24 protein-coding genes and 3 pseudogenes are annotated in these 26219 nt (G+C 38.0%); 14 read left to right on the top strand and 13 right to left on the bottom strand.

Going from position 1 to position 26219, the window contains the following annotated elements; all coding sequences use genetic code 11:
* Positions 1-5: 5 nt before the first annotated feature.
* From CHV_RS02620 to rpmB, 11 genes are all read right to left on the bottom strand, one after another.
* Positions 6-1346, bottom strand: a complete 1341-nt coding sequence (locus CHV_RS02620) for a sodium:solute symporter family protein (protein WP_223245670.1) — start codon at positions 1344-1346, stop codon at positions 6-8.
* 141 nt (positions 1347-1487) lie between these two features.
* Positions 1488-2615, bottom strand: a complete 1128-nt coding sequence (locus CHV_RS02615) for a hypothetical protein (RefSeq protein ID WP_191321623.1) — start codon at positions 2613-2615, stop codon at positions 1488-1490.
* A 126-nt stretch (positions 2616-2741) separates the two neighbouring features.
* Positions 2742-4097: an acetyl-CoA carboxylase biotin carboxylase subunit gene (accC, locus tag CHV_RS02610; protein WP_034576947.1), complete on the bottom strand. Its 1356-nt coding sequence runs from the start codon at positions 4095-4097 to the stop codon at positions 2742-2744.
* 39 nt (positions 4098-4136) lie between these two features.
* Complete coding sequence (gene accB / locus CHV_RS02605; protein WP_034576945.1) at positions 4137-4586, bottom strand: acetyl-CoA carboxylase biotin carboxyl carrier protein; 450 nt, start codon at positions 4584-4586, stop codon at positions 4137-4139.
* A 2-nt stretch (positions 4587-4588) separates the two neighbouring features.
* The gene (efp, locus tag CHV_RS02600) at positions 4589-5164 is read right to left on the bottom strand and encodes an elongation factor P (protein WP_034576943.1); all 576 of its coding nucleotides are present in this window, start codon (positions 5162-5164) and stop codon (positions 4589-4591) included.
* An 84-nt stretch (positions 5165-5248) separates the two neighbouring features.
* Positions 5249-6256 carry a beta-ketoacyl-ACP synthase III gene (locus CHV_RS02595; protein ID WP_034576942.1) on the bottom strand — a complete coding sequence of 336 codons (1008 nt, stop codon included), beginning with the start codon at positions 6254-6256 and terminating at the stop codon, positions 5249-5251.
* A gap of 95 nt (positions 6257-6351) precedes the next feature.
* The gene (gene rpmF, locus CHV_RS02590; RefSeq protein ID WP_034576940.1) at positions 6352-6540 is read right to left on the bottom strand and encodes a 50S ribosomal protein L32; all 189 of its coding nucleotides are present in this window, start codon (positions 6538-6540) and stop codon (positions 6352-6354) included.
* 344 nt (positions 6541-6884) lie between these two features.
* Entirely contained in the window at positions 6885-7847 is a 963-nt protein-coding gene (gene ftsY, locus CHV_RS02585) for a signal recognition particle-docking protein FtsY (protein ID WP_034576939.1), read from the bottom strand.
* Between the two features lie 243 nt (positions 7848-8090).
* On the bottom strand, positions 8091-8249 hold the full coding sequence (locus CHV_RS05255; RefSeq protein ID WP_084303090.1) for a DUF4295 family protein: 159 nt from the start codon (positions 8247-8249) through the stop codon (positions 8091-8093).
* Positions 8250-8262: 13 nt separating this feature from the next.
* Positions 8263-8448, bottom strand: a complete 186-nt coding sequence (gene rpmG / locus CHV_RS02580; protein WP_034576938.1) for a 50S ribosomal protein L33 — start codon at positions 8446-8448, stop codon at positions 8263-8265.
* 42 nt (positions 8449-8490) lie between these two features.
* Positions 8491-8748 (bottom strand): 50S ribosomal protein L28, encoded by a 258-nt coding sequence (gene rpmB, locus CHV_RS02575; protein WP_034576936.1) that lies wholly within the window; start codon positions 8746-8748, stop codon positions 8491-8493.
* 293 nt (positions 8749-9041) lie between these two features.
* Here rpmB and CHV_RS02570 point away from each other — a divergent pair, with 293 nt between their 5' ends.
* The 5 genes from CHV_RS02570 to CHV_RS02550 all read left to right on the top strand — a co-directional run bounded on the left by CHV_RS02570 (position 9042) and on the right by CHV_RS02550 (position 13671).
* Positions 9042-9530 (top strand): deoxycytidylate deaminase, encoded by a 489-nt coding sequence (locus tag CHV_RS02570; RefSeq protein WP_034576933.1) that lies wholly within the window; start codon positions 9042-9044, stop codon positions 9528-9530.
* A 5-nt stretch (positions 9531-9535) separates the two neighbouring features.
* Positions 9536-9991 carry a nucleoside deaminase gene (locus tag CHV_RS02565; RefSeq protein ID WP_034576932.1) on the top strand — a complete coding sequence of 152 codons (456 nt, stop codon included), beginning with the start codon at positions 9536-9538 and terminating at the stop codon, positions 9989-9991.
* Positions 9992-10024: 33 nt separating this feature from the next.
* The gene (locus CHV_RS02560) at positions 10025-10663 is read left to right on the top strand and encodes a superoxide dismutase (RefSeq protein ID WP_034577138.1); all 639 of its coding nucleotides are present in this window, start codon (positions 10025-10027) and stop codon (positions 10661-10663) included.
* Positions 10664-10828: 165 nt separating this feature from the next.
* Positions 10829-12832: an ATP-dependent zinc metalloprotease FtsH gene (gene ftsH / locus CHV_RS02555; RefSeq protein WP_034576930.1), complete on the top strand. Its 2004-nt coding sequence runs from the start codon at positions 10829-10831 to the stop codon at positions 12830-12832.
* A gap of 131 nt (positions 12833-12963) precedes the next feature.
* Positions 12964-13671 (top strand): IS6-like element ISCca2 family transposase, encoded by a 708-nt coding sequence (locus CHV_RS02550; protein WP_034576929.1) that lies wholly within the window; start codon positions 12964-12966, stop codon positions 13669-13671.
* A 65-nt stretch (positions 13672-13736) separates the two neighbouring features.
* Here the strand turns inward: CHV_RS02550 and CHV_RS05580 are convergent.
* Positions 13737-13871 (bottom strand): annotated as a pseudogene (locus tag CHV_RS05580) (transposase); the annotation flags it as partial.
* 260 nt (positions 13872-14131) lie between these two features.
* Here CHV_RS05580 and CHV_RS02545 point away from each other — a divergent pair.
* Together CHV_RS02545 and CHV_RS05245 are read left to right on the top strand one after the other, a co-directional pair.
* Positions 14132-14950, top strand: coding sequence for a hypothetical protein (locus CHV_RS02545; protein WP_034576928.1), 819 nt, complete (start codon positions 14132-14134; stop codon positions 14948-14950).
* 29 nt (positions 14951-14979) lie between these two features.
* Positions 14980-15560: pseudogene (locus CHV_RS05245) on the top strand (transposase family protein); the annotation flags it as partial.
* A 60-nt stretch (positions 15561-15620) separates the two neighbouring features.
* Here the strand turns inward: CHV_RS05245 and CHV_RS05240 are convergent.
* A protein-coding gene (locus CHV_RS05240) for an IS6-like element ISCca2 family transposase (protein WP_420888356.1) occupies positions 15621-16332 on the bottom strand; the annotation gives its coding sequence in 2 pieces (ribosomal slippage) (positions 15621-15953 and positions 15955-16332; 711 coding nt in all).
* Between the two features lie 65 nt (positions 16333-16397).
* Here CHV_RS05240 and CHV_RS05575 point away from each other — a divergent pair.
* The 7 genes and pseudogenes from CHV_RS05575 to uvrA all read left to right on the top strand — a co-directional run.
* Positions 16398-16883 (top strand): annotated as a pseudogene (locus CHV_RS05575) (IS5 family transposase); the annotation flags it as partial.
* 597 nt (positions 16884-17480) lie between these two features.
* Entirely contained in the window at positions 17481-19271 is a 1791-nt protein-coding gene (gene vgrG, locus CHV_RS02525; protein WP_034576924.1) for a type VI secretion system tip protein VgrG, read from the top strand.
* A 47-nt stretch (positions 19272-19318) separates the two neighbouring features.
* Positions 19319-19627, top strand: a complete 309-nt coding sequence (locus CHV_RS02520) for a PAAR domain-containing protein (protein ID WP_034576922.1) — start codon at positions 19319-19321, stop codon at positions 19625-19627.
* Between the two features lie 28 nt (positions 19628-19655).
* Entirely contained in the window at positions 19656-20060 is a 405-nt protein-coding gene (locus CHV_RS02515; protein WP_130721325.1) for a GPW/gp25 family protein, read from the top strand.
* 93 nt (positions 20061-20153) lie between these two features.
* The gene (locus CHV_RS02510) at positions 20154-22631 is read left to right on the top strand and encodes a hypothetical protein (protein ID WP_034576920.1); all 2478 of its coding nucleotides are present in this window, start codon (positions 20154-20156) and stop codon (positions 22629-22631) included.
* Positions 22632-22751: 120 nt separating this feature from the next.
* Positions 22752-23111, top strand: a complete 360-nt coding sequence (mscL, locus tag CHV_RS02505) for a large conductance mechanosensitive channel protein MscL (RefSeq protein ID WP_034576918.1) — start codon at positions 22752-22754, stop codon at positions 23109-23111.
* A 104-nt stretch (positions 23112-23215) separates the two neighbouring features.
* Positions 23216-26026, top strand: coding sequence for an excinuclease ABC subunit UvrA (gene uvrA, locus CHV_RS02500; RefSeq protein ID WP_034576915.1), 2811 nt, complete (start codon positions 23216-23218; stop codon positions 26024-26026).
* The last annotated feature ends 193 nt before the right edge of the window (positions 26027-26219 follow it).

The raw sequence follows: 26219 nt of genomic DNA, 5'->3' as shown, positions 1-26219 counted from the left end.
GCCGACTATTTATTTGTTTTGTGCTGGGTAGTAACATAGTGTGCAATCGCCATAGCTAAGCCATTCATCAACATACAAGGAACGTGACCAGTACTTGTACCTACTATAGAGACCATCCATTTCTGCCAAGCCAGCATAGCTAACAGACCGGTAACTATGCCTACTAAACCAGTAAAGGACGAAGTACGCAATCCTAAAACAGCTAAAATAAATGGAGCCATTATTACTGGAACATAGAAACGCAGATACCACATAAGGATTCGGCGTAACGTGGATATAGGAAAATTAAAAGCCAATACCATAGTAAGTAGCGCCACAGCCAATAGTGCTACACGGGCCACTTTAAGTTGGTGCAAGTAGATAAATTTTCTGAAACAACCTATACTTTTCGGTATATCATAAGCCAGCATGGTACTAGCGACATGTAATCTAGAGTCAACTGTAGACATACCGAAAGATAAAATAATCATACAAACTATTCCTTTTAAAGAAGACGAAGCATTGGCAAGAAAATCATCCCAAATAACTGTAGAAGGTATATACGGGAAGCAGACAAAAACCAATAGACCAACTACCGTGGTAGATGTGATAACAACAGTAGAAAAAATACCTGCGTATAAGCATGCCTTTCTTGCTTGAGCAGGACTCTTACCCATATATATATGTTGCACGAGATAGGGCCCTATAGGAGCAACCGAATTAGCAAGATAGTCAAGTATACTTCGTACTTTTCTATCAGAGGGTATAAGATTAGATAGCTCGAATTGTTTTTGCGCTTTAACAAAATCAATGATTTCAACCATTGTTTTACCAGAATTTTTAAAGACGCACCAAGCTAGTACAAGTATAAGCGTGGAAAAAACAATACATTGCCATACATCTGTAAAGGCAATAGCACGTGCACCACCAAACATAGCATAAACTACCATAAAGACAGTAATGAGTATGGTAATCATTAATGAATTAGCTGAAGGTATCAATAGGCCAACAGTGTCACATATAATACGAATTTGTAAAGAAACTATAATAACGGCACTCCATAATTCAAACAAAGCAGTAATGAATCTTGCATAAGGACCATATACACTAGCCATAGACTCTGCCATCGATAGGTGAGACACAAACTTCTGCATACGACCTGCTAACCAGCTTAAGAGTAATAAGGGAAAAAGTCCAATCGTCATTCTATAAACTATATAGGAGATGCCTTTATAAGCATGGGTGATACCCTGACTTAGTAAGCCCGCTGGACAATAACAGGCTACGATAGTAGCTACTATCGTAGCTGTAGAAAATTGTCTATGACCAAGGGTATGCTCCCGAAAGTTGGTAGCCTTTTTAGTCAAGGAACAAAGATATATTACCAAAGTAGATGGTAAAAAGATTACCAGTAGCAGTAATGAGAGATCAAGTGGCATAATGGGAACAACCTAGTTAGATTGGCTTAACTTAATTTTATGCGTTTTGTATTACCGTTCTGGTATGTACTATGCAGGGCCCGAACCTGAAGAAGAATGCGAACCTGAAGGAGCATCAGAAGCACTAAATTGTATATAGGATTCTGGTTTTAACGATTTTTTGTATGTAATATGCAGACCCGAATTTGAAGAAGGATGTGCACTTAAAGGAGCATCAGAACCAGTACCTAAACCACTATCTAAAGGAGCATCAAAAGCACTACCTGAAGGAGCATCAGAACCAGTACCTAAACCACTATCTAAAGGAGCATCAGAACCACTATCAAGCAAAGCAAGATGATAAGAAAGAGAATCAACCAATGACTCGCGGTCTAGGAACCATGAGGAGTTATTATCGTGGTTACCTTTTGCAGGTGGAGGATTATTTATAAGTGTCATGAGTAATAGGGTATGTTTATCTATTAATGACTGATTTTCATTATTGTCTTCATTGTCTTCGCGGTTCGTGAGGCCTTGCTCATCTCTCTGGGCATTACGATGCATTTCTATGAACTTGTTTGTACAAATTAGCAATGTGTTCATCACCTCTGAAGAACCCTTTTTTATGGCTACGCATATAGGCGTCTCGTCTTTGTGATTTTTGCGTATCAACTCACTATCACTATTACAACGTTGCAGGGCTATATTTTTTAGGGTATTATCAATTTCTAGTATTTTAGATAATATTTTATTGTTATCGTTATTAGAGGTTGACGGGCTTTCTAGACACCATAACTTCATTGGACCAATTCTATCAAAAGCTTGTTTTAAAACTTTCTTAGTTGCCAGCAAAGGGAGCATTTTACCTAATAAAAGCTTTATAATCTCCTCTGCTTCTCTACTTTTAGACGAGTCGTTTTGACCTGCTGCTACATGTAAACAGGTATTTCCGTGTTTATTTGTTTCACATAAATCCATAAACGCCTCACCGTTAAAATGATTGTTTAACAATGATCCTACTTCTGCTAGATTACTATCTCTTATTGCTTTAAAAAGTTTTTTTACCGAATCACTTAGCGGTGCGTCCGGGTTTTCTATATTTTCGTTCAGGTTTTCTATATTATTCCTATGCTCCTGATCGATATTTTCGATTATACCATATCTACTACCTAGCTTACTACAAGCCCCAAGCAAGGAACAAGCGATATATATTGACAATGTGAAACTAAAAGGCTTATGCATAAAATTTTGTTTTAATAAAAATGGGTAAAAAAGAATAGAAGAATGTATTATACAATTTATTATAAAAATAAGCAAATACCTCCATCCAAGATTAGGTACGATTTATTCCAATTGTTGCAACCGTGAAAAGTCAAAAGTATCTAAATATTGCGTCGTAAAGTGGCCTTGCTGAAAGGCTTCATCTTCTACCAAAGCACGGTGAAAAGGTATATTGGTCTGAATGCCCTCTATAACCAACTCTTCCAAGCCACGCTTCATTTTGGCGATGGCATCCACTCTAGTATCGGCATGGACAATAAGCTTTGCAATCATGGAATCATAGTAAGGGGGCACTACATAACCGGCATAAATATGGCTTGCAATGGTTATGCCCAGCCCGCCAGGAAAATGCATATGGGTAATTTTTCCAGGAGATGGACGAAAGCCATTAAAGGGATCTTCTGCATTAATACGGAGCTCTATGGCATGACCTTTCGGATAAAGGTTGGATCTATCCAGTGGTTGACCAGCAGCTACTTCGATTTGTGTTTTGAGTAGATTGAAACCGGTAACCGCTTCTGTAACGAGGTATTCTACCTGAATACGGGTATTCATCTCCATAAAGTAAAAATTTTCGTACTTGTCTACTAAAAACTCCATGGTACCAACACCTTCATACCCTATAGCGGATACGCCTTTTATAGCTGCATCGGTTATTTTTGCCCGTAATGGTTCGGTCACAAAGGGAGAGGGAGATTCTTCAACCAGTTTTTGATGTCTACGCTGAATGGAACAATCCCGTTCAGATAGATGGATAACTTTACCATATTGATCCGCAACAATTTGTATTTCAATATGGCGTGGTTCTTCTATATATTTTTCCAAATAAAGTCCCTCTTTACCAAAAGAGGCGATGGCCTCTTGCCTGGCCTCTACCCATTTTTGTTGAAATTGTTCTGGCGCATCAACCAACTTAATACCTTTCCCTCCCCCTCCTGCAGTTGCTTTTAGCAATACAGGAAAGCCTATTTCATGGGCCAGACGAATGCCTTCTTCAACTGATGTGAGCAACCCATTGGAACCAGGAATAGTAGGCACACCAGCAGCCTGCATGGTTGCTTTTGCAGTAGATTTATCACCCATTTTACCAATTGCACTATCGGAAGGACCTATAAATTTAATACCATATTCTGCACAAATAGCTGCAAAAGTAGCATGTTCAGATAAAAAACCATAGCCTGGATGAATGGCATGGGCATTGGTTACTTCGGCAGCAGCAATAATGGATGGAATAGAGAGATAAGATAGGTGGCTTGCAGGTGGCCCAATACAGACTGATTCATCTGCAAAACGGACATGCAAACTATCTTTATCTGCAGTAGAATGTACCGCAACGGTTTTAATGCCCATTTCTTTACAAACCCGAATGATGCTTAAGGCAATTTCGCCACGATTGGCAATCAATATTTTTTGAAACATGGCATATCAAACTGGTTAAGTAAAAAAGGAATTAGCTATTTATCCGGTTACCGGTTCTACTAAAAAAAGAGGTTGATCGTATTCTACAGGAGAGATATCATCAACTAAGATTTGAATGATTTTGCCAGTAACTTCTGACTCTATTTCATTATAAAGCTTCATAGCTTCTATAATGCAGAGCTTGGTCCCCTTTGCAACCGCATCTCCTTCTTTTACAAAGGGAGTTTCTTCGGGACTGGGTGATCGATAAAAAGTACCAATCATCGGGGATTTAATGGTTATATAATTGGTCGCAAGCCTATTTTCTTGTAGGATTGGGGCCACTTGCGTAGGGGAAGAAAGGCCATTAGGAGAAAGGGATGCAACCTGTTGGGGCATAGCATTACTCCTTTTAACATGGATTTTAATGGCTTCTGTTTCAATATGGACCTCTTCCAACCCTGATTGGGTAATAAAGTCAATCAGTTCTTGAATTTCTTTAGTTTTCATACTTACTTTTTCTGCTCGTTTACACGCTCCATATAAAGGCCTGTACGGGTATCTATTTTTACAAGGTCTTCATTGCTAATAAATAGAGGCACCCTAATCTCTGCACCTGTTTCTAGGGTAGCTGGCTTTAATGTTTTCGTAGCCGTATCCCCCCTAAGACCCGGCTCTGTATAGGTAATCCGTAATACCACAGATGGAGGCAATGCACACTTTAATACCTGATGTGCATCATCATGGTAAACAATTTCCACATGCTGCCCTTCTTTTAAGAATTGGGGGGTCTGAATGAATGATGGAGCAATGGTGAGTTGCTCAAAAGTATCGGTATGCATAAAGGTATAACCGGAACCATCCTTATAAAGAAACTGGTAGGGTCTACGCTCAATCCGTGCTATATGAATTTTTACACCTGCATTAAACGTATGATCAATTTGCCTTTCTTTTGTTAAGCTTTTTAGTTTGGTTCTAACAAAAGCAGCACCTTTCCCTGGCTTGACGTGTTGAAATTCCACAACGCTATAAATATCATTGTTTAATACAATACAAAGACCATTTTTAATATCACTTGTGTTTGCCATAATGTTTTGTTTTAAACCTATTGCTTATCCTTACAGGATATAAAGTTTTACTTTACTATATACCAACAAACTTGCTTCAATAGGTTACAAACCGTCGTACCCCCAAACTATATACATAGCGCCCCAAGTAAAGCCCCCTCCAAAAACGGTTAGAATCAACTTATCACCTTTTTTGAGTTTTTGTTCGTAATCCCATAAACAAAGGGGAATGGTTGCAGCGGTTGTATTGCCATACTTGTGTATATTCAACATAACTTTTTCCATAGGAATGGCTACGCGATCCGCTACAAGTCTCAAGATACGCTGATTGGCTTGATGTGGAACGAGATAAGCAATATCTGCTGGGGTAAGCTTATGACGGGCCATCATTTCTGTAACTACTTCTGACATAGCCGTAACAGCGGCCTTAAATACCTTTTGGCCATCTTGGTAAATATAATGTGCGTTGGCTGCTACGGTTTCATGTGAAGCAGGTAATTTACTACCGCCTGCTTTTTGATAAAGAAAATCTTGACCGATGCCATCTGTTTTACAGATCGTATCTATAATCCCACAACCACTCTCTGGCCCATGGGCAGTTACGAGTACAGCACCCGCACCATCTCCAAAAAGAATACAAGTAGCTCTATCTCTATAATTGGTAATCGAAGACATTTTATCTGCTCCTACGACAATCACTTTTTTAGCTCTACCTGAAGCAATAAACTGAGCGGCTGTATCTAGTCCATAAAGAAAACCAGAACAAGCGGCTTGTAGGTCATAACTAAAAGCGCGGGTAGCGCCCACTGCATGGGCAATAATATTAGCCGTAGCAGGCGTGATCATATCTGGGGTAATGGTAGCACATATAAGGAGGTCTACTGTTTTAGGATCGGTCGCTGTTTTTTCTAGTAAATCTTTTACGGCTTGTATGGCCATTACTGAGGTACCCAGCCCTTCTCCCTTTAAGATCCTCCTTTCTTGAATACCCGTTCTAGTGGTGATCCACTGGTCATTCGTATTTACCATCTGCTGTAACGCACTATTGGTCAATACATCATCTGGGACATAGCCAGATACGCCTGCAATGGCAGCACGATTTATTGTTTTCATTTATTGAACAGATTGGGGTAATTGTTTTATAGACTTTGCCCAAATCAGTAATTGTATAGGGGACAATTGAACCATCTATTAAAGCAAAGAGATTGTTAAGGCGCTGCACGATGCATTACCACCCTTCCCTTATAATACATTTTATCTTCATGCCAAAAGGCACGATGGGGTGTGTGTACTATACCAGTAACGGGACAAACCACTAGGGCAGGCATAGCAAGTTTAACATGTGTCCTTCTTTTATCTCTTCTGGAAGCCGATGATCTTTTTTTTGGATGTGCCATGTTTTTGAAATTTTTTATTTAAAAGTTTGTACAAGGACATAAAGCTACTTATGCAGGTTATCCTTGCTGGGACGTAACAGAATGGTAAATTTACGAATAATTTTATCAGTTATAAAATTATTATGGGAATGGCATACGGCACAATTGTATGCAGCTGATGTTTTTTAAATAAACATACAGCAAGCATAGCGGCTATACTATAAAAAAAGAATCGGCAACGCTAGGATGATAAAGCAAAAAATCACAGCAAAATTAATAAAAGCTTGTCTGTATACCTACCTATACACTTTAGTGTAGCCACTAAATGGTTGTTTCCTAGAAAGGTGACTGTTGGTTGGTTTTAGTTACCATTTTTGAAATAAAGAAACAACAAATGCATGGGGATCAAAAATCCTTAAGTCGTCCACTTTTTCCCCTACACCAATATATTTAATTGGAATGGAAAACTGATCTGCTATACCCAGCACCATTCCTCCTTTAGATGTGCCATCTAATTTGGTAACCACGATACCGGTCACTGATACAGCCGCTGTAAAAGCTTCTGCTTGTAGAAAGGCATTTTGTCCATTTGTACCATCTAACACCAACCACACCTCTTGTGGAGCACCCGGAAGACATTTTTGAATGGTTCGCTTAATTTTAGCTAGCTCATTGATAAGATGTACTTTAGTATGTAACCGGCCAGCCGTATCTATAATGACTACATCTATATCACTACGTATACCCTGCTGTACCGTCTCATGTGCCACTGAGGAAGGGTCTGATTGCATGGGACGTGCTACTACTGCTGCACCTACACGATTGCCCCAAATCATCAGTTGTTCCATAGCGGCTGCACGAAAAGTATCTGCAGCACCTAGTATAACTTTTTTGCCTTGGCCAATAAACTGTGCAGCTAGTTTGCCAATAGTAGTAGTTTTGCCTACACCATTTACCCCGACTACTAGTATGACATGGGGACGAATAGGTCGCGTAATGACCAAAGCATCTTTCTTCGAGCTAGGCAAGCGATGTAAAAGTTGCTCTGTCTCAGATTGTAAAATCTGGTCTAGTTCACTTGTAGTAAGATACTTATCCCGTGCTACACGCTGCTCTATAGCATTTATAATTTTAACGGTAGTGGCTACGCCAACATCTGAACCAATCAACAATTCTTCCAATCTATCCAATACATCACTGTCAATTGTAGACCTTCCAGCGACAATTTTAGACAATTTCCCCCAAAAAGAATGGCGTGTTTTAGTCAGTTTTTCTGCTAAGTGTGTTTTAGGGATGGTTGGCTTGGAAAAAAAATTGAAAATACCCATAGCAAGTAACTTACTTTTTTATCCATATAAAACTATTTATATGGATCTACTATTGAATTCTAAAATATACAGATAAAGGGGATTTAATCTTAACAACTGCTTTAACTTTTATGCTATGGCTTTTTTATTGACAAAATTAGGTTAAAAATTTAAAAATGGCTTTAGGCAATCTACGTTGATCGCTGTTGTATTGCGGCACTAGAAACAGACCACTACTCAAACCATAAAGACAATAGGCAATGGCTACATTTTGCTAGATACCATCTCTTTTACTAATTCAGAAGGCACAATCCTGCTGCGAAAAGTATAAGCACCTGTTTTTGTTGATTTTTTTACTTGAATCAATTTAGTTAACTTAAGCGCATCTCCTTTAGAGAGGGTGGCCACTACTTTCTTTGCCATAATATTGTAATACTTATTTGATTTCTTTATGAAGTGTATGACGCTTCAATATAGGATTATATTTTTTTAACTCCATTCGTGCAGTAGTCGTCGTTCTGTTTTTTTCCGTACAGTAGCGGGATATGCCAGGAACACCACTGCTTTTGTGCGCTGTACACTCTAAAATTACCTGGACCCTACCGCCTTTTTTCTTTGCCATTTTTCTTTGCTACTTTTTTATCAAGTTTCACGTGGTTTCTATTTATACCAGCCAATGGTATTGCTTGGATAAAGTTCCTTTCTGTTTGGCTTCTTTTAATACTGCATGAATGCCTTTCTTATTGATGGTACGGATCACAGAAGTGCAAACCTTCAATGGAATCCAAATATTTTCTTCTGGAATATAAAAACGCTTATTTTGCAAATTTGGATAAAACCACCTCTTGGTTTTGTTATTTGCATGGGATACGTTATTCCCTACAATCGGTTTTTTACCTGTTATATCACAAATTCTTGCCATTTTCTATATGATTTAATATAGCTACAAATATAGTATAACTTGGCACATTATTCAAACCCTTTAGCAATTAAAGCTAGATTAGGAATAAAAAGTCTATTGCATAAACGTAGATCTACAAGATTAAATGTCTTGCTTATAATAAATTTACCACTTTTTGTACTATTCCACGCCTAAACGGCTACATAAAATCGGACTATACAACATAATATGTTTATTATTTCATAAATTAGTGAAGGTATATCATCTTTGATAATTTGGTTTATTAACTTAAAGGGTAAATAAAATCACTATAAATGACGGAAGCCCCCACATTTGATCATCTTTTTATGTCATTGGCCATTCAATTGGCAAAACGTTCACACTGTGTTAAAAAAAAAGTAGGCGTTGTCTTAACAAAAGAGACCCGTATTATTTCTACAGGATACAATGGCCCTCCATCGGGTACTTATAATTGCGATGAAATATGGCCCAAAACGGGTTGCACTAGAAGTATAAAAGGAGGATGTGCCTTATCTATCCATGCAGAACAAAATGCTATTCTTTATGCATTAACCAATCATATAAATATAAAAAATGGTGTGCTGTATACGACGCTTTCGCCTTGTCTACCTTGTGCCCGTATAATATTTAGTGTAGGTATTAAAAGGGTGGTATACAAAGATGCTTATGCAGCCTATAAAAACTTAGATTATGAAGAGGGATTACATTTTTTAACTGAGTTCGGTATCATAGTAGAACCATATCACCCATATAAAGCAATAGATCCTTTACCCATTACATAAGTCCAATGCCTTTAATTCAGGAAGATGCTTTCTATATGCAAACAGCTCTAAAAGAGGCTACACATGCGGCTACAATTGGAGAAGTGCCCATTGGTGCGGTAATCGTAGCCGAACACCGAATTATTGCACGTGCCCATAACCAAGTAGAACAACTTAAAGACCCAACTGCCCATGCAGAACTATTAGCGATTACAGCTGCTGCCCATTACTTCAATAGCAAATATCTTCCGAATTGTACACTATATGTTACGCTAGAACCCTGTATTATGTGTGGTGGCGCACTGTATTGGTCTCAAATAAAGCGACTTGTTTTTGGCGCCAGTGACCCTAAAAGAGGCTACCAAAGCTGCTCTAACACTACCCTACACCCCAGAACCGAAATAGACCAAAATATTTTAGCGCAAGAAAGCAATGAATTACTGATTTGTTTTTTTAAAAAGCTAAGAAACACTATATTGTAGCGGATAGAACTAATTGTTATAATTTAGATGCTTATGATTTTTACACTTCCTTCTTTGCCTTACGCCTACAATGGATTAGAACCTTATATAGATGTCCAAACCATGACGATCCACCATACCAAACATCATGGAGCTTATGTGGATACACTCAATCAAGCAGTAGCTGGTACCGCAATAGCTACCGCAGAAGGAACTGAAATATCAGTATTAACCCATCTCTTAAAAGATATAAGCGCCTACCATACTGCTGTACGAAATAACGCTGGTGGCCATTTTAACCATTTGCTTTTCTGGAATAGCCTCACACCGCATGCTTCCCCAAAACCTGGAACAAACTTACTAGACAGGTTAAAAAAATCATTTGGCAGCTTCGAAAAATTCCAAGAAACCTTTTCAACAGTATCTGCTACCCACTTTGGTGCTGGATGGACCTGGTTAACGGTAGCCAAGAAAGATGGCAGTTTATTTATTTCTACAACTGATAAGCAAGATAATCCACTTATGAATACCCTTCCTATTCAAGAACAAGGTGTCCCTATTTTAGGACTAGATCTATGGGAACATGCCTACTACCTAAGTTATCAAAACAGACGTTCAACCTATATAAAGGCTTTTTGGAAAATGGTTCACTGGAAAGTGGTTGAGGATAGGTATATAGAAGCCACAAAATAAAAAGTTGTATCATTTTCGTTGTAGATCGACTTATTGTTTTAAGCTCGTGCGCAATTTATTCCTTTTAACTATAACGATTATTACAAACTGTTTTGCTGTATTTCAATGCTTTTTTAAATTTTTATTTTCATTCAGAAAAAATAGTGGTTCAATTTAAATCAGATTATGAAACAAAGAGAAAAAAAATTTGTACAACACAACGTCCCACAGTCCATTTTTATATTGGCCATATTGGCAATACTGGCGTTGCTTTTCTATTATAATAAAGAAAAAAGTGTAATGTCCATTTCTGAGAAACGTTTTGAAGAAATGATGCTGAATCAAGAAGTTAAATCTGTTACTTTAATCACCAATCAGTATCTAGTGGAAGTGGTACTCAAAGAAGACGCATTGCGTAAGCCGCGTTATCAACAAGAATTAGCAGGGCGTCCTGCTTGGAAAAACAGCAAGCGATTGATCTACACTTTTCGAATACCAAATTTTGATATTTTTGATAAAAAATTTGGAGCGATAGAAGCAAAAATAGATCCTGAAGCTAGAATAGGTTACAGTTGCCAAGAACGTTCAGAGCCTACTAGTTTTATCAACTGGTCCTTTTTATTGACCCTATTTGTTATTTACTGGTTTTTTATTCGTAAGCCAGGCAGTGGTATGACAGGTCCTGGTACACAGCTTTTTAATATGAATACATTAAAAGCTACAATCTTTGATAAAAACAATCAGTTAAAAGTTACTTTCCAAGATGTAGCTGGCATGAAAGAGGCGAAAGAAGAGGTAAAAGAAGTAGTAGACTTTTTAAAAACGCCTGATAAATTTACGCTGCTTGGTGGAAAAATCCCCAAAGGTGTATTGCTGGTAGGTCCTCCAGGAACGGGTAAAACCTTACTGGCCAAAGCGGTAGCTGGTGAAGCTGGTGTGCCTGTTATTTGTCTTTCTGGATCAGATTTTGTCGAAATGTTTGTGGGTATAGGTGCAGCACGTGTCCGTGATCTATTTAAAAAAGCAAAAGAAAAAGCACCATGTATTATTTTTATCGATGAAATTGATGCAGTAGGTAGGACACGGGGCAAAGCAAATATGCCAGGAGTGAATGATGAACGTGAAAATACTTTGAACTCGCTCTTAGTAGAAATGGATGGGGTATCAACCAATTCTGGGGTAATTGTAATAGCTGCTACGAATAGACCAGAAGTATTAGATCCTGCACTGCTGCGCCCAGGAAGATTTGATCGGCAGGTCAGTATAGAAAACCCAGATATACTAGATAGGGAGGCGATTATACGATGCCATAGCAAAAGACTAAAGCTGGAAAGGCATATACGGATTAAACAGCTTGCCGAACAAACGCCTGGATTCTCCGGAGCGGATCTCTCTAACATGTGTAATGAGGCAGCTTTAATAGCGGCTAGAAAAAGTAGGAAATTTGTAACAATAACCGACTTTCATGCAGCTATAGATCGAATTATTGGTGGGTTAGAGAAAAAAAACAAGCTCATTTCTCCAGAAGAAAAAAAAATAGTAGCCTACCACGAAGCCGGTCATGCCATTGCTGGATGGTTTTTAGAACATGCACATCCACTGGTCAAAGTAAGTATTGTACCACGTGGTATAGCGGCATTGGGCTATGCGCAGTATTTGCCGAAAGAGCAATTTATCTATCAAGAGGATCAATTATTAGATGAATTGGCTATGGCGCTGGGAGGAAGAGCAGCTGAGGAGCTTATTTTTGGAAAAATTTCAACAGGTGCGGTAAATGATTTGGAACGTACTAGTAAATTGGCCTATAGCATGGTTACAGTTTATGGAATGAACCCTAAAGTAGGTCACCTCTCTTTTCAAAACTCCAAGCAATTAGATTATACTTTTACAAAGCCTTACTCAGAAAAAACAGCTTATACCATAGATGAGGAGGTAAAAGTGATTGTAGATAGTGCATATGAACGGGTGAAAACGTTGCTCAAAGAAAAGATGGATCAATTGACGCTTTTGGCTGAGGCTTTATTGGTAAGAGAAACTATATTTAAGTCAGATTTAGAGCGTTTAATAGGCAAACGCTTTGTCAAGGAAGTAAAAAATATACCTACCGAAGATACGCCAACACCTCAAGTATCACGCCCAGAATCAGATGATGACCAAGCAATGTTCCCTAATGAGCTAGAGCAGGTATAAGTTAGGCTTTGTTTTGTAGCCTCTTATCAAACTATAAACCTGAACTCTGGATTGGACAGTAAAAACGGTTCTGTCGCATGTGTGTAAAGAAAGCCTTAAATTTAGATTTTTAGTTTAAAACTTTAGTTTAGATGTTTAGTATTACGCCTCGATTATTGCCATATTTTAAAGGATTTTGTTCATCCCCGGAGTTAATTCTTTTATTTGTGTACATGAAATGTCGTTTTTCGTTAAGCTATAGAGATCTGGAAGAGATGATGCATATCAGAGGCGCAAAGATTGATCATTCCACTTTACAAAGATGGGTTATTAAGTTTGTTCCCCTCATAGATCAAGAAGTAAGAAGACGAAAACGCCCAGTTAGTAGTAGTTGGAGAATGGATGAAACTTACGTAAAGATGAATGGTAAGTGGATCTATTTATATAGAGCAGTAGATCGTTATGGAGATACAGTTGACTTTTTTCTAAGTGAAAGTAGAGACAAGTCTGCAGCTCTTTATTTTTTTCGTAAGGCTATCAGCTGTAATAATATTCCTTCTAAAGTGGTAGTTGATAAAAGCGGTAGTAATAAGGCTGCGCTTGATGCTTTAAATACAGAACTAGATCAAGATCATAAAATTCCAATATTTCAAAACAAATACCTGAATAATAGAGTCGAGCAAGACCACAGGTTTATCAAAAAACGGATAAAGACTATGCTAGGGTTTAAGAATTTCCATGCTGCTGCCATTACTATAAAAGGGATAGAAAATATTAGAATCATTCAAAAAGGACAATTAATCGGAACTAAAAAACAGAATTCTACTTTTGAAAACTTTTCCAAGATTATGGCCGCATAATATCCAATTTTTAAGACAAACCGGAGAACTAGGAAAAATTCAATGTAGATGCGACAGATCCCAACATGACTCGATAACTGATTATTAATTATTGTTAATAACCTATCTAAAGCCTTCTTTTCCGTAAGAGCAGTCCTAAATCTGCTTAATACACTATGATCTGGAACTGAATTATCCATCGATATACCACAAAACCTGGTTCTGTCGCGTTTGTAAAATATGTCAAAAGATTTTCAAAATATATTTTTTATATTAATTTTTAATGGAAATCTATATAATTGATTTTCAGTATAAAAAGTAATATTTTTCAGAAAATAATTTAGGGTGAAAAATAAAGTTTTTAACCTAAATCTTAACAGATGCGACAAATGCGACAGAACCGTTTTTTGCAGCACCTACGAAACTAAAATACGAGCTGAGTAAAGATAAAAATTCTATAATAGATCAAATTTTTTATTGGTTGGAAATTTATATTCCCTATTTAATTTGTAAAGAGGATAAATATAAAAACATTCCCATAGAGTTTTCGTTACATTCACCACGTAAATTTAAATTATTATTAGATAACCGTCATAAATTTGAACGTACATCTGAAACACAATTTCTAAAGGATAATTTGAATCATAAAAATGGATTAGGTAATACAATTACACATCATATGGCTTATGATTTTCAACGTTTTAATGTAAAGTATCTTCAGAATAGAAAAGCTATAGTAGAATCATTAATACCATATTTTGATATAATCAAAAATAATTTTGAGGAACAAAACATATATGGAAAACGTCCTATTGATATTATTGAATCACGTATTCGTATGAAGTTTGGAACGTTTATACATCATATAGTTAGTATTGACTTATTACAACAATCTGGATCTAAAATGAAAGTATATTCTAATTATAAATCATCTTCTTCATATGTTCCAAATACTAAAAGTGAGATATCATTTGAAGTAAAATATGCAAACAAAAAAGAATATATGTATTCGTATGATAATAGAAAGATATTTTTTTCTCCTGAAGTATTAAAAGAAGTTAATAATATTGAAAGATTAGGAGGATATACAAAAAATATAATACACGGACTATTACCTGAAATTATATATTGTGATCTAGATGATTATGGGAAGGTTCTGTCGCATTTGTCGCATCTGTTAAGATTTAGGTTAAAAACTTTATTTTTCACCCTAAATTATTTTCTGAAAAATATTACTTTTTATACTGAAAATCAATTATATAGATTTCCATTAAAAATTAATATAAAAAATATATTTTGAAAATCTTTTGACATATTTTACAAACGCGACAGATGCCTTGTAACCCCAGTTCATTGACCCGTTGGCGCCATAGATTAGGTCAAGAAGGTCTCAATAAGATTTTATCTATGACTATAGACTTAGCGCTAAAAAAAAAGTAGTGACCCGAAAAGAACTTGAAAAAGTTATAGCTGATACTACTGTAATGGAGAAAAATATCCGTTACCCAACTGACTCTTCTTTGCTTAATAAATCCAGAGAAAAATTGGTCAGTATAGCCAAGAAAACAGGTATTAAACTGCGTCAAACTTATCAGCGTTTAGGTCTATCTATCAAACGTAAAGTTGATTGCTATGCTCATGCTAAACAGTATAAACGTTTATCTAAAGGCATTAAAACATTAAAAACCTATCTTGGTAGAGTAGTCAGAGATGTAGAATGTTCTATACAATCCTCTGATGATCTAATACGGAATCAATTTACCAATCTACTATCTATAAGTAAAAAACCTATAAACCAATCAAAAAAAAGTAAAGATAAAATTTATAGCATCCATGAACCATCCGTCTACTGTGTAAGTAAAGGTAAGTCTAAACATCCTTATGAGTTTGGTTGCAAGGTACAATTTACGGATCTGTCGCATCTACATTGAATTTTTCCTAGTTCTCCGGTTTGTCTTAAAAATTGGATATTATGCGGCCATAATCTTGGAAAAGTTTTCAAAAGTAGAATTCTGTTTTTTAGTTCCGATTAATTGTCCTTTTTGAATGATTCTAATATTTTCTATCCCTTTTATAGTAATGGCAGCAGCATGGAAATTCTTAAACCCTAGCATAGTCTTTATCCGTTTTTTGATAAACCTGTGGTCTTGCTCGACTCTATTATTCAGGTATTTGTTTTGTAATATTGGAATTTTATGATCTTGATCTAGTTCTGTATTTAAAGTACATCTAAGCGCAGCCTTATTACTACCGCTTTTATCAACTACCACTTTAGAAGGAATATTATTACAGCTGATAGCCTTAACGAAAAAAATAAAGAGCTGCAGACTTGTCTCTACTTTCACTTAGAAAAAAGTCAACTGTATCTCCATAACGATCTACTGCTCTATATAAATAGATCCACTTACCATTCATCTTTACGTAAGTTTCATCCATTCTCCAACTACTACTAACTGGGCGTTTTCGTCTTCTTACTTCTTGATCTATGAGGGGAACAAACTTAATAACCCATCTTTGTAAAGTGGAATGATCAATCTTTGCGCCTCTGATATGCATCATCTCTTCCAGATCTCTATAGCTTAACGAAAAACGACATTTCATGTACACAAATAAAAGAATTAACTCCGGGGATGAACAAAATCCTTTAAAATATGGCAATAATCGAGGCGTAATACTAAACATCTAAACTAAAGTTTTAAACTAAAAATCTAAATTTAAGGCTTTCTTTACACACATGCGACAGAACCGATCAAGAAGCTAGTTGGACCAAAAAAGGTCATGATCTTTACTATGGCTATAAACGCCATGTCCTTGTAGAAAGTAAAGAAGGTTTAGTGCTGGCAGTCAGTACCACAAAGGCATCTAATCATGATGGTGCCCATTTACCCATATTATTGGATAAAGTATCCTTAAAAGCAGGCAGCAGGCTCTATGGAGATAAAGGCTATATCGGGTTACCTAACGAAACTTTATTAAAGAAAAAAAGCTTAAAATCAGCTATTCAAAAGAAAGCTACTAAAAACCATCCCTTATCACCTACTGCTAAACGTTTCAATAAATTGGTATCCAAGACGCGCTATAAAGTAGAGCGGGTATTTGGTAGTATTAAGCGTTGGTTCCGTAGTGCAGGAGCTCGTTATATAGGCCTTGATAAAACCCATAAGCAACATGTTATGGAATCTATAGCCTATAATTTATATAGAGCTCCAAATATCATTTTAAAGGGTTTTTAGGGGGATGGTATATCTAAAATATACAAATATTAACTTGAAAATCAATAAATAATGATTTTTATGCATCCTTAACCATAAAAACCACAAAAAATAACACTAGAAACTTATCAAAAATTACAATAACTATCTATTGCAACGGTCTCATTATACAAATAATTGATTCCTTTATCGATTGTTTTCTTTATCTCAACAAACGCTGTTTTTTCAGACAAGTAGACGCATCTAGTTTCAAAATATGGAAACTTATTCAGCCCTAGATAATAAATCCGTGGCTTAAGTCGAAACCGTAATTTTCTGTTCATTCGCTCCTGCTGGTCCTTAATGTCAAAATCATCTTTATAGTCTATTTTTTTGGAAATGCTCCCGTTATTTACTTTATTACTTATGCATGATTAAAAGGTTCATATTAAATGGATGCATCCAATAGCGGCTATTTGTTCTACTATTTGAGCTTACTCCTCTGATTGGTAAGCAAATTAACCTATAAAAGGTTAGGGGAGTAGTTGGTACCTAATAACTTACTGTGCTAAGCATATATTTTTACCTACATAGGCCGCTTGCACAACCATCTTTTTTTTGCTTTATTTTTTTATCTCTATGGCTTCTATATCAGGTGATTTTATTAAGTACGCTATAAAAATAGGCAGTAAAACCCTAGATACAAGCTACCCTATACAATCCATAATAGTGGATAAAAGGATCAATAAAATTCCTTATGCAAAAATAGTTTTGCATGATGGTAGCATTCAATCGCAAACTTTTTCTATAGCCAATGATAAAACTTTTACCATTGGTGCCACTGTTGTTATACAAGCTGGTTATGACGATGGGTTAGCCCAACTATTTGAAGGTGTAGTAGCTAAATTGGCCATCCAATCTAGGTCAACCGGATTATCTACATTGACCGTAACCTGTAGAGATGTTGCCTATAAGGCTACCCTTGCACCCAAGACAATGCATTTTGTAAAAATAAAAGATAGCGACCTTTTTAAAAAGATCTTGAATGGATATAGCGGCTTAAGCCATAAGATCGAAGCCACTCCTATTGTACATGAAAATATTTCACAACACGAAATATCCGATTGGGACTTTTTAAATATTCGCGCCGAAGCCAATGGACAAGTTGTTGTGGTAAATGATGGCGTAGTTTCCATCAAAAAACCAAAAGCAACTGGTAAAGGTGCCTTTACCTATACCTATGGCGTTGATTTTATTGATTTTGATGCAGAAATAGACGCAAAAGATCCATGGTCAGCTGCTACGGCCCACGCTTGGGACAGTACCAAGCACAGTAAAGTTTCTGAAAAAGCAACTGATCCAGGCGAACAGTCTATGGGTAGTATCTCCTATAAAAAATTAACCGCTGCTACCCAAACAGGTAGCGTTGCGATATCCCATAGTGGTATATTAGATCCTTTAGAGATCAAAACGTTGGCAACGGGTTTGCTCAGCCGAAGTAGAATAGCTAAAATAAAAGGCAACCTTACCGTTTCAGGTAATGGTGCATTGCGTCATGATCGAATGATCACCATTGAAAAAGGGGCAACCCACTTTGCAGGAGATGGCTATATATCCGGTATCCAGCATATTATATCCAATGGAAATTGGCAAACCACATTGACCTTAGGGCTAGATGCACAGCGCTACATGCACAAATACCATGACATTGGTCCACTGCCAGCAGCGGGCATGATGCCCCCTATGCATGGTCTACAATTGGGTGTAGTCAAACAAATTACACAAGATCCTCAAAAACATGATCGGATTTTAGTACATCTACCGTTGGTACAAGACAAACCCAAAGAGGGCATTTGGTGTCGTTTGGCCTCGTTTTATGCCACCCAAGCATCAGGTGCTTTTTTTATTCCAGAATTGGAGGATGAGGTAGTAGTAGGTTTCGTAAATGACGATATTCGATTCCCTATTATTTTAGGTTCCCTTCATAGCAACAAACACCCATCACCTAAAACCGTTGATCCTAAAAATACTTTTAAATCTTTTGTTTCTAGAGAAAAATTAGAATTTACTTTTCATGATGATAAAGAAGGTCCTGAAATCATCATTAAAACAGCTAAAAAAGGGCTTATTCAGCTATCAGATAAGCAAAAAAGTATTGAAATAGTAGACCAAAATGGCAATAAAGTTGTTTTAAGCAATACGGGGATCAACCTAACCAGCAGTAAAGATATTCATTTAAATGGAAGGGGCAGTATCACCATACAAGCCGGAAAAGACATCGTTCTAAGCGGCATGCAAAATGTAAACCTGAAGAGCATGAACATCAATGCACAAGCTTCCATGAAAGCTACCCTAAGTGGCAATGCCAGTACCGAAGTAAAATCTGGTATGGCCACCATTATAAAAGGTACAACTGTACTGATCAATTGATAAAATTATTTTGTAGATTTTTTACATATTACACTAATTAGCACACTATGCCACCTGCAGCTGTATTATTAAATAAGCATATATGTCCTATGGTCACACCAGGCGTTCCCCCTGTTCCCCATGTCACTGGAGGAATGGTTGTATTGGGTTGTCCAACGGTTTTAATAGGCAAACTCCCTGCAGCAAGAATGGGAGATACCCTGCTTTGTAATGGTCCACCGCCCCATCCCGATACCATTGTGAGGGGCTCTTTAACGGTTTTAATAGGTAGTAAACCTGCTGCACGCTTAGGCGATACAACAGGTATGGGTGGAACCATATTAAAAGGATGCCCTACTGTAATAATTGGTGGATAAAATATACCAATCGATAAAAAAGGAATGTATGGAAAATGAGCATAATTTTTTGGGGATAGGGTGGAAGTTCCCACCTTGTTTTAACCATCATAGCAGTACCGTAGAAATGGTAAACGGGCTACATGATATCAAAGAGAGTTTAATCATCTTAATGCGGACTAGGGTAGGTGAGCGCATAGTGGAACATAAATATGGTTGTGACCTGACCCCACTTGCTTTTCAACAATTGAACCTCAACTTGGAAACCTTTATGGTAAACAATATCAAGCAAACCATTACAGAACATGAACCCAGGGTAGAGGTCCTTGATATTAAATTGACCAGCTCCAATGAAGAGGAAGGAACAATTGATATTCAGGTAAACTATAAAGTTAAGCACTTAAATATAGAAGCAACCATCCAATATGGCTATCATCCTGTATTTAATAGATAATATCTTGCCCAACAAGCAGCCTTTATATAGTTGTTCTGCTAGCGCTACTTTATTCACTACAATTTTAAAATCAGCATTATTTATAGACGTACTATGGAAAATAGTCCAGAAGACATTGATTATCCTTTTTTAAAGGAGCAAGGCATTGCCTATATACAACAGTTAGCAGGGAAGAAATGGACAGACTATGGAGACCATGACCCTGGGATCACCATTTTAGAAGTATTGTCCTTTGCCATTATGGATCTACAATATAGGACCAACTTCTATATAGAAGACATATGGGCCAAAGATCCTGATACAGTAGCCCATACCCATGAACAACCATTTTACAAAGCTGAAGAAATACTTCCTTGTAATCCACTTACCCAGTGGGACTTTTTAAAAATTGTGCTAGATGTGCCAGGCGTAAAAAATGCAGACATCTTTTTAAGTGATGGACCAAAAGAAATCAAAGGGGGGTATAAGATTTTTGTAAATGTTGAAGAACGCATTCGTCACACCCCACAAGAACAAGAAGTGTTGCAGGTCATTCAGCAAAGATTATATCCCCAAAGAAATCTATGTGAAGATTTCTTTCTTATTCAGGCGATGGAAACACTGCCTATTAGCGTTAAAGCAACCTTTGAAGTAGCCCATTGCTTGGGGTATGAAGAGGGCGAAACAATGATTGCCCAAATATTATTTGCTTTTCAAGAATTTTTGTCCCCCTGTGTTCCTTTTTACAGCATCAGCCAATTGCTAGATAAAGGCAGAACCATAGATCAAATCTTTACAGGGCCATTGCTCAACCAAGGTTTTATAGATCAAGAAGAGTTAATTTACCTGAAAAGTAGGTCTATAATTTATGCAGTTGAACTCTTAGAACAAGCCACTAAAATAGTTAATATTAAAAACGTATTAAACTTTGAGCTTTTTATTCATGAAAAAGATGGAAGAACAGGCAGCATTACCATACCCATCTTACTAGATCGATCTTTAGTACTTGACCTTCCACACAGTGAAATTATCCTCCATTATAATGGCCTACCCTTGACAACGAATTGGGGAAAAGTCATTGATATACTTGAGAATATGAAAGGAAGAGGTACTTTAACGAAAGTCTATGTACAAGAAGAGGACGTTTTTGTGCTAGAAGGAAACTATAGGTATTTAGAAGACCATGTTTCCATACAGCAAGATTTTCCCTTACTCTATAATGTAGGCCACGAAGGGTGTAGTCCATCTGAAACAATTGAAAACCAAGCTAAAGCAAAACAATTAAAAGGTTTTTTGATGTTTTTTGACCAACTTTTTGCCAATTATTTGGTTCAGTTGTCCAATGTCAAGCACACTATGGCCATCTATAGCGAGCATTATAATAAGCCCAATAGCAGATTACCCTTGGAGGTGCCTCGTATGCACACCATTATCAAACAGCCTACTAAAGCAACTGATCCAGGTAATGACCTTGATTTTGTAGTACAAAGAAAGTATCTAGATATAAAAGATACAGTAGCATCTCCCTCTGTTGAAGATCAAATAGAAGCTGATGAAAGAGCCTATTGTGCCTACATAAATAGTACATTAGAAAGCGATATTCGAAGCGTAGACAAGCGATCAAGGATGTTAGACCATTTATTGGCTTATTTTGCAGAACGCTTTACCCTCTACTCACTTTCCCACTATCCTAAAAATGAAGCAAAACAATTGGATGCGTTGAATGCCCATAAAGCACTTTTTCTAAAAGATTACATTGCCATCAGTAGAGACAGAAACCGAGCTGCCCATATAACAGCCAATGCCGTCAACAGCTGGGTTGATTATATACCATCTGGTTTTAAGCGACGCATCTACCGCAATTTAGGCATTAAAAGTTTAGAAAAACGTCTTTTTCATCAAGTGGTTAAGCAGCATATGTACTTAGAAAAAAGGGCTATGCAGCATACTTTAGATCTTTTCTTGGGCAACCATTCGCAGAAAGAAAACGATGAGATGTTGATGTTTAGAGGGAAATATGAAAACATACAATCCTTAGTCATGTCCTATGCCATTGATGAAAAATATTACAACATGGTTAGAAAAGCCAATGGGGTCTATACCATTCTACTTTATGTAGACAAAGCAAAAACGCAAACCATTGAGCTCATCACCGGTGCCAAGCCCATTATGGAGGTTGAGCAAGCAGAAGCGATGGTACAACAAAGCTTAGCATTGTTTAGATCCTTGAATGAAGCATGTGAAGGATTTCACTTAATAGAACATATTTTGCTTAGGAATGCAGATACATTAACTACGGAAGAAGACCCTTATTCATTTACCATGACCATGGTTTTTCCTGCCTGGCCAGCTAGGTTTCAGCAATCTGTATTTAGACATGCCATAGAAGAAATGGTTATCATAGAAGGACCTGCCCATATACTTACCAATATTTTGTGGTTGGATTTTGAGGATATGGAAAAGTTCGAGCAGGCCTATAAGCCATGGATAGAATTAAAAATTGATCCCACTGCTGATAAAATAGCAGTAGATGAAGCAGCCAACGTACTCATGGAGCTTATAACGTTTTATAACAATAAAGCAACGCCATAGCCATAAAACAGAATAGCCCCTATCCATTGACTAGCAAGACCATACTATTGTATCTATCCGGCCATACCATTATATTTAAAGTAGCTTTTGGTATCATCCAATGATCTATCCAATCTAATTATGTCTTTTATAGAAGAATTTAAAAAATTTGCCTTCAAAGGCAATGTAATAGACCTCTCGGTAGGAGTTATTATGGGCGGTGCATTTGGTAAGATGGTTACTGCAGTAGTAGAAGATCTTTTTATGCCTATGGTCCACCCACTATTGGCCAAATCCGATCAACATTGGTCCTCCATAGTCATTGGTCCCGGTATTAAGATTGGCCATTTTGCCGCAGCGGTGCTTAACTTTTTCGTCATTAGTTTGGTCGTTTTTATCTTAGCAAAACTGCTTTATGGCCTTAAAGAGTCGGAGGAAACTGCTAATGTAGACACTACCGAAAAGCTTTTGAGGGAAATAAGAGATGCGCTAAAAAAGTAGCTTTACAGCTATTTCCCCAATAAAGATATAATGGGACCTATCCATAGCCATCACCCCATCGTTTCCCTCTATGATTAGAGGCTATTCCATACCATATACCATTTATGCACTGCCATTCATTAGACTTAGATCAGCTTAGTCCCAAAGATTTTATTATTATAAAGGGCGCTAGCATACATAACCTCAAAAAAGTAAATGTAGCCATTCCACGCAACCAGCTCGTAGTCGTTACAGGATTATCTGGTTCTGGTAAATCCTCTTTGGTCTTAGATACCCTTTTTGTAGAAGCCCAGCGTATGTACATAGAGAGCGTCAGCGCCTATGCCCGCCAGTTTCTAGGTAAAATGGAAAAGCCTCCAGTGGATGCCATTCAAGGCCTTTCTCCAGCTATTGCCATTCGTCAAAATGTGGCCAATAAAAATCCCCGTTCTACCGTAGGTACCCTTACAGAGCTTTGTGATTACCTTAGCTTACTCTATGGCCGTATCGGCACAACCTATTCTCCCATCAGTGGAGAACCAGTCAAAAAAGATAACGTTTCCAATGTAGTAGACTACATTCAACAACAGCCAGATGGTACCAAAGTATGGATCCTCTATCCCATAGTAGTAGCCGACCAAGTTACCTTAGTCCAAAAGTTAAAAGTCGAACAAGGGAAAGGATTTACCAGAGTCGTGCAAGGGAATGCCCTTTTTTGGATAGAAGAGCTATTGGCAGGCAATACTTTTCTCTCCTTAGACCAACCCATTTATGGCCTGGTAGACCGTCTGATCGTCACCAAAACCGATCAGACCTATTCCTATAGAATAGCAGATTCTGTTCAAACCGCCTTTTTTGAAGGCATGGGCCATCTGGTAGTAGCGCTCATGGGAGGGGCGCAAAAATCTTTTTCAGATCGATTTGAATTAGACGGCATCACTTTTACCCTACCTACCCTTTCCTTTTTTAGTTTTAACACCCCCCATGGCGCTTGTAAAAGCTGTTCAGGCCTCGGGCAGTTGATCGGCATAGACCCCTCTAAAGTGGTACCCAACCCAGCTCTTTCCGTAGTAGAAGGAGCCATTTCCCCCTGGAGTGGCCCCATTATGCGTAAGTGGTTGGCCCCCCTTTTGGCCACCCATGAAGCCCTTCATTTTCCCATTGACCTCCCTTATAGCCGCTTGACCCCAGACCAACAAAAACTGCTATGGCAAGGACAGGGCGATTTTATAGGTATTGATCGATTTTTTGACTTTTGCGCGACCCAAACCGATAAAATACAATACCGCGTTTTGCTATCCCGTTACCGCGGCAAAACCACCTGTTTAGCCTGCCGAGGCAGCCGTCTACGCCCAGATGCCCATTATGTTAAAATCGATAACCATTCCATGGTCGATCTATTATTGATGCCCATTCACGACTTAATCCCTTTTTTTGATCGATTATCCCTTACCCCACACCAAGCAGCCATTGCCGAAAGAATCGTAGTAGAAATCAAAAACAGGCTCCATTATATGGCCCAAGTTGGCTTAACCTATTTAACCCTCAGTAGACCCATTGCCACCCTATCTGGCGGAGAACATCAACGCATTAAATTGGCCACTGCATTAGGCAGTCCCCTTTTTGGCACCATTTACATTCTAGATGAACCCACCATTGGCCTCCATCCCCGCGATACCGATCAGTTGGTCGCATTGCTCTTAAATTTAAAAAATCAAGGCAACACCGTTGTAGTCGTAGAGCATGAAGAATTGGTCATGCGTGCCGCTGATACCCTTATTGAGATAGGCCCTCAAGCAGGTTCCGCTGGAGGCAGATTGGTTTTTCAAGGTTCCTTTCCAGCCTTGCAGCAAGCCACCACCCATACCGCACAATACCTCAATGGCACCGCTGCCATTCCATTGCCCAGTCGCAGACGCACCTGGCACCATGCGCTACATATCCAAAACGCCACCTTACATAACCTACAGCAGGTAAGTGTCACCATTCCCCTAGCAGTATTAACCGTCGTCACAGGCGTCAGTGGGTCAGGTAAATCCACCCTAATCAAAGAAGTCCTTTATCCTGCTTTGGTGCAACACCTCACCAAGCCCCCAGCCTTTTTGGTGCAGTCCGCCCTTCCATCCACCCTATTAGCAGGCGATCTAGCCGCCATTCACGGCGTAGAGTTGGTCCACCAAAATCCATTGGGCAAATCCTCCCGTTCCAACCCCGCCACCTATTTAGGCCTCTATGACCCCATTCGAGACCTTTTTGCCCAAACCACCACCGCCCGTTCCCGCCACTATCAATCCGGCCATTTTTCTTTTAACTCCGAAAAAGGGCAATGTCCCGACTGTCGAGGGGAAGGCCAGGAAAAGATAGACATGCAATTTATGGCAGACATTTACCTACCCTGTGGCCGTTGCAAAGGCAGTCGATTTAAAGCTGAAATAGCTGAAGTGACCTATTCTGGCCAAACCATTGTCCAAGTACTCACCATGACCGTAGACGAAGCATTGCTTTTTTTTGCCGATCAACCCCTAATTGCACATAAATTAAAAGCTTTACAAAAAGTAGGGTTGGGGTATATCCAATTGGGGCAATCTTCTAGTTCCCTAAGTGGAGGAGAAGCGCAGCGGCTTAAATTGGCCTATTATCTAGAAAAAGAATTAACCGATCAGCCCCTATTGTTTATATTTGACGAGCCCACCACTGGCCTCCATATGCACGACGTAGCCCAATTATTGGAAGCGATTCAAGCCTTAATCGCCCAAGGCCATACTGCAGTTGTCATTGAACACCATATCGATGTCATCAAAAGCGCCGATTGGCTTATTGACCTAGGCCCCGATGGAGGCCAGCAAGGCGGTAAAGTGGTATTTACCGGTAGCCCCGAAGCATTGATCCAGCAAAACGACAACCATACCGCCCATTATTTAAAACAAAAAATGTAACAAATAGTTGCATGGTATTATTTTTTATATTATAATTGCTATAGCAAATATTTTTTTGAACGGTTTTGGTGTAATGCTATATATGCTACAGATCAGCCTTAGTTCATCTACCCTGTTTGGATAATATATGATTATATATTATAATTGTACAGAGGCCTGTTGCAGTAACGTACTATTACGTGTTTAACATATT

It is taken from the genome of Cardinium endosymbiont cBtQ1 of Bemisia tabaci, assembly GCF_000689375.1.
Classification (GTDB): domain Bacteria; phylum Bacteroidota; class Bacteroidia; order Cytophagales; family Amoebophilaceae; genus Cardinium.
This window is presented reverse-complemented; position numbering and strand designations above follow the sequence as displayed.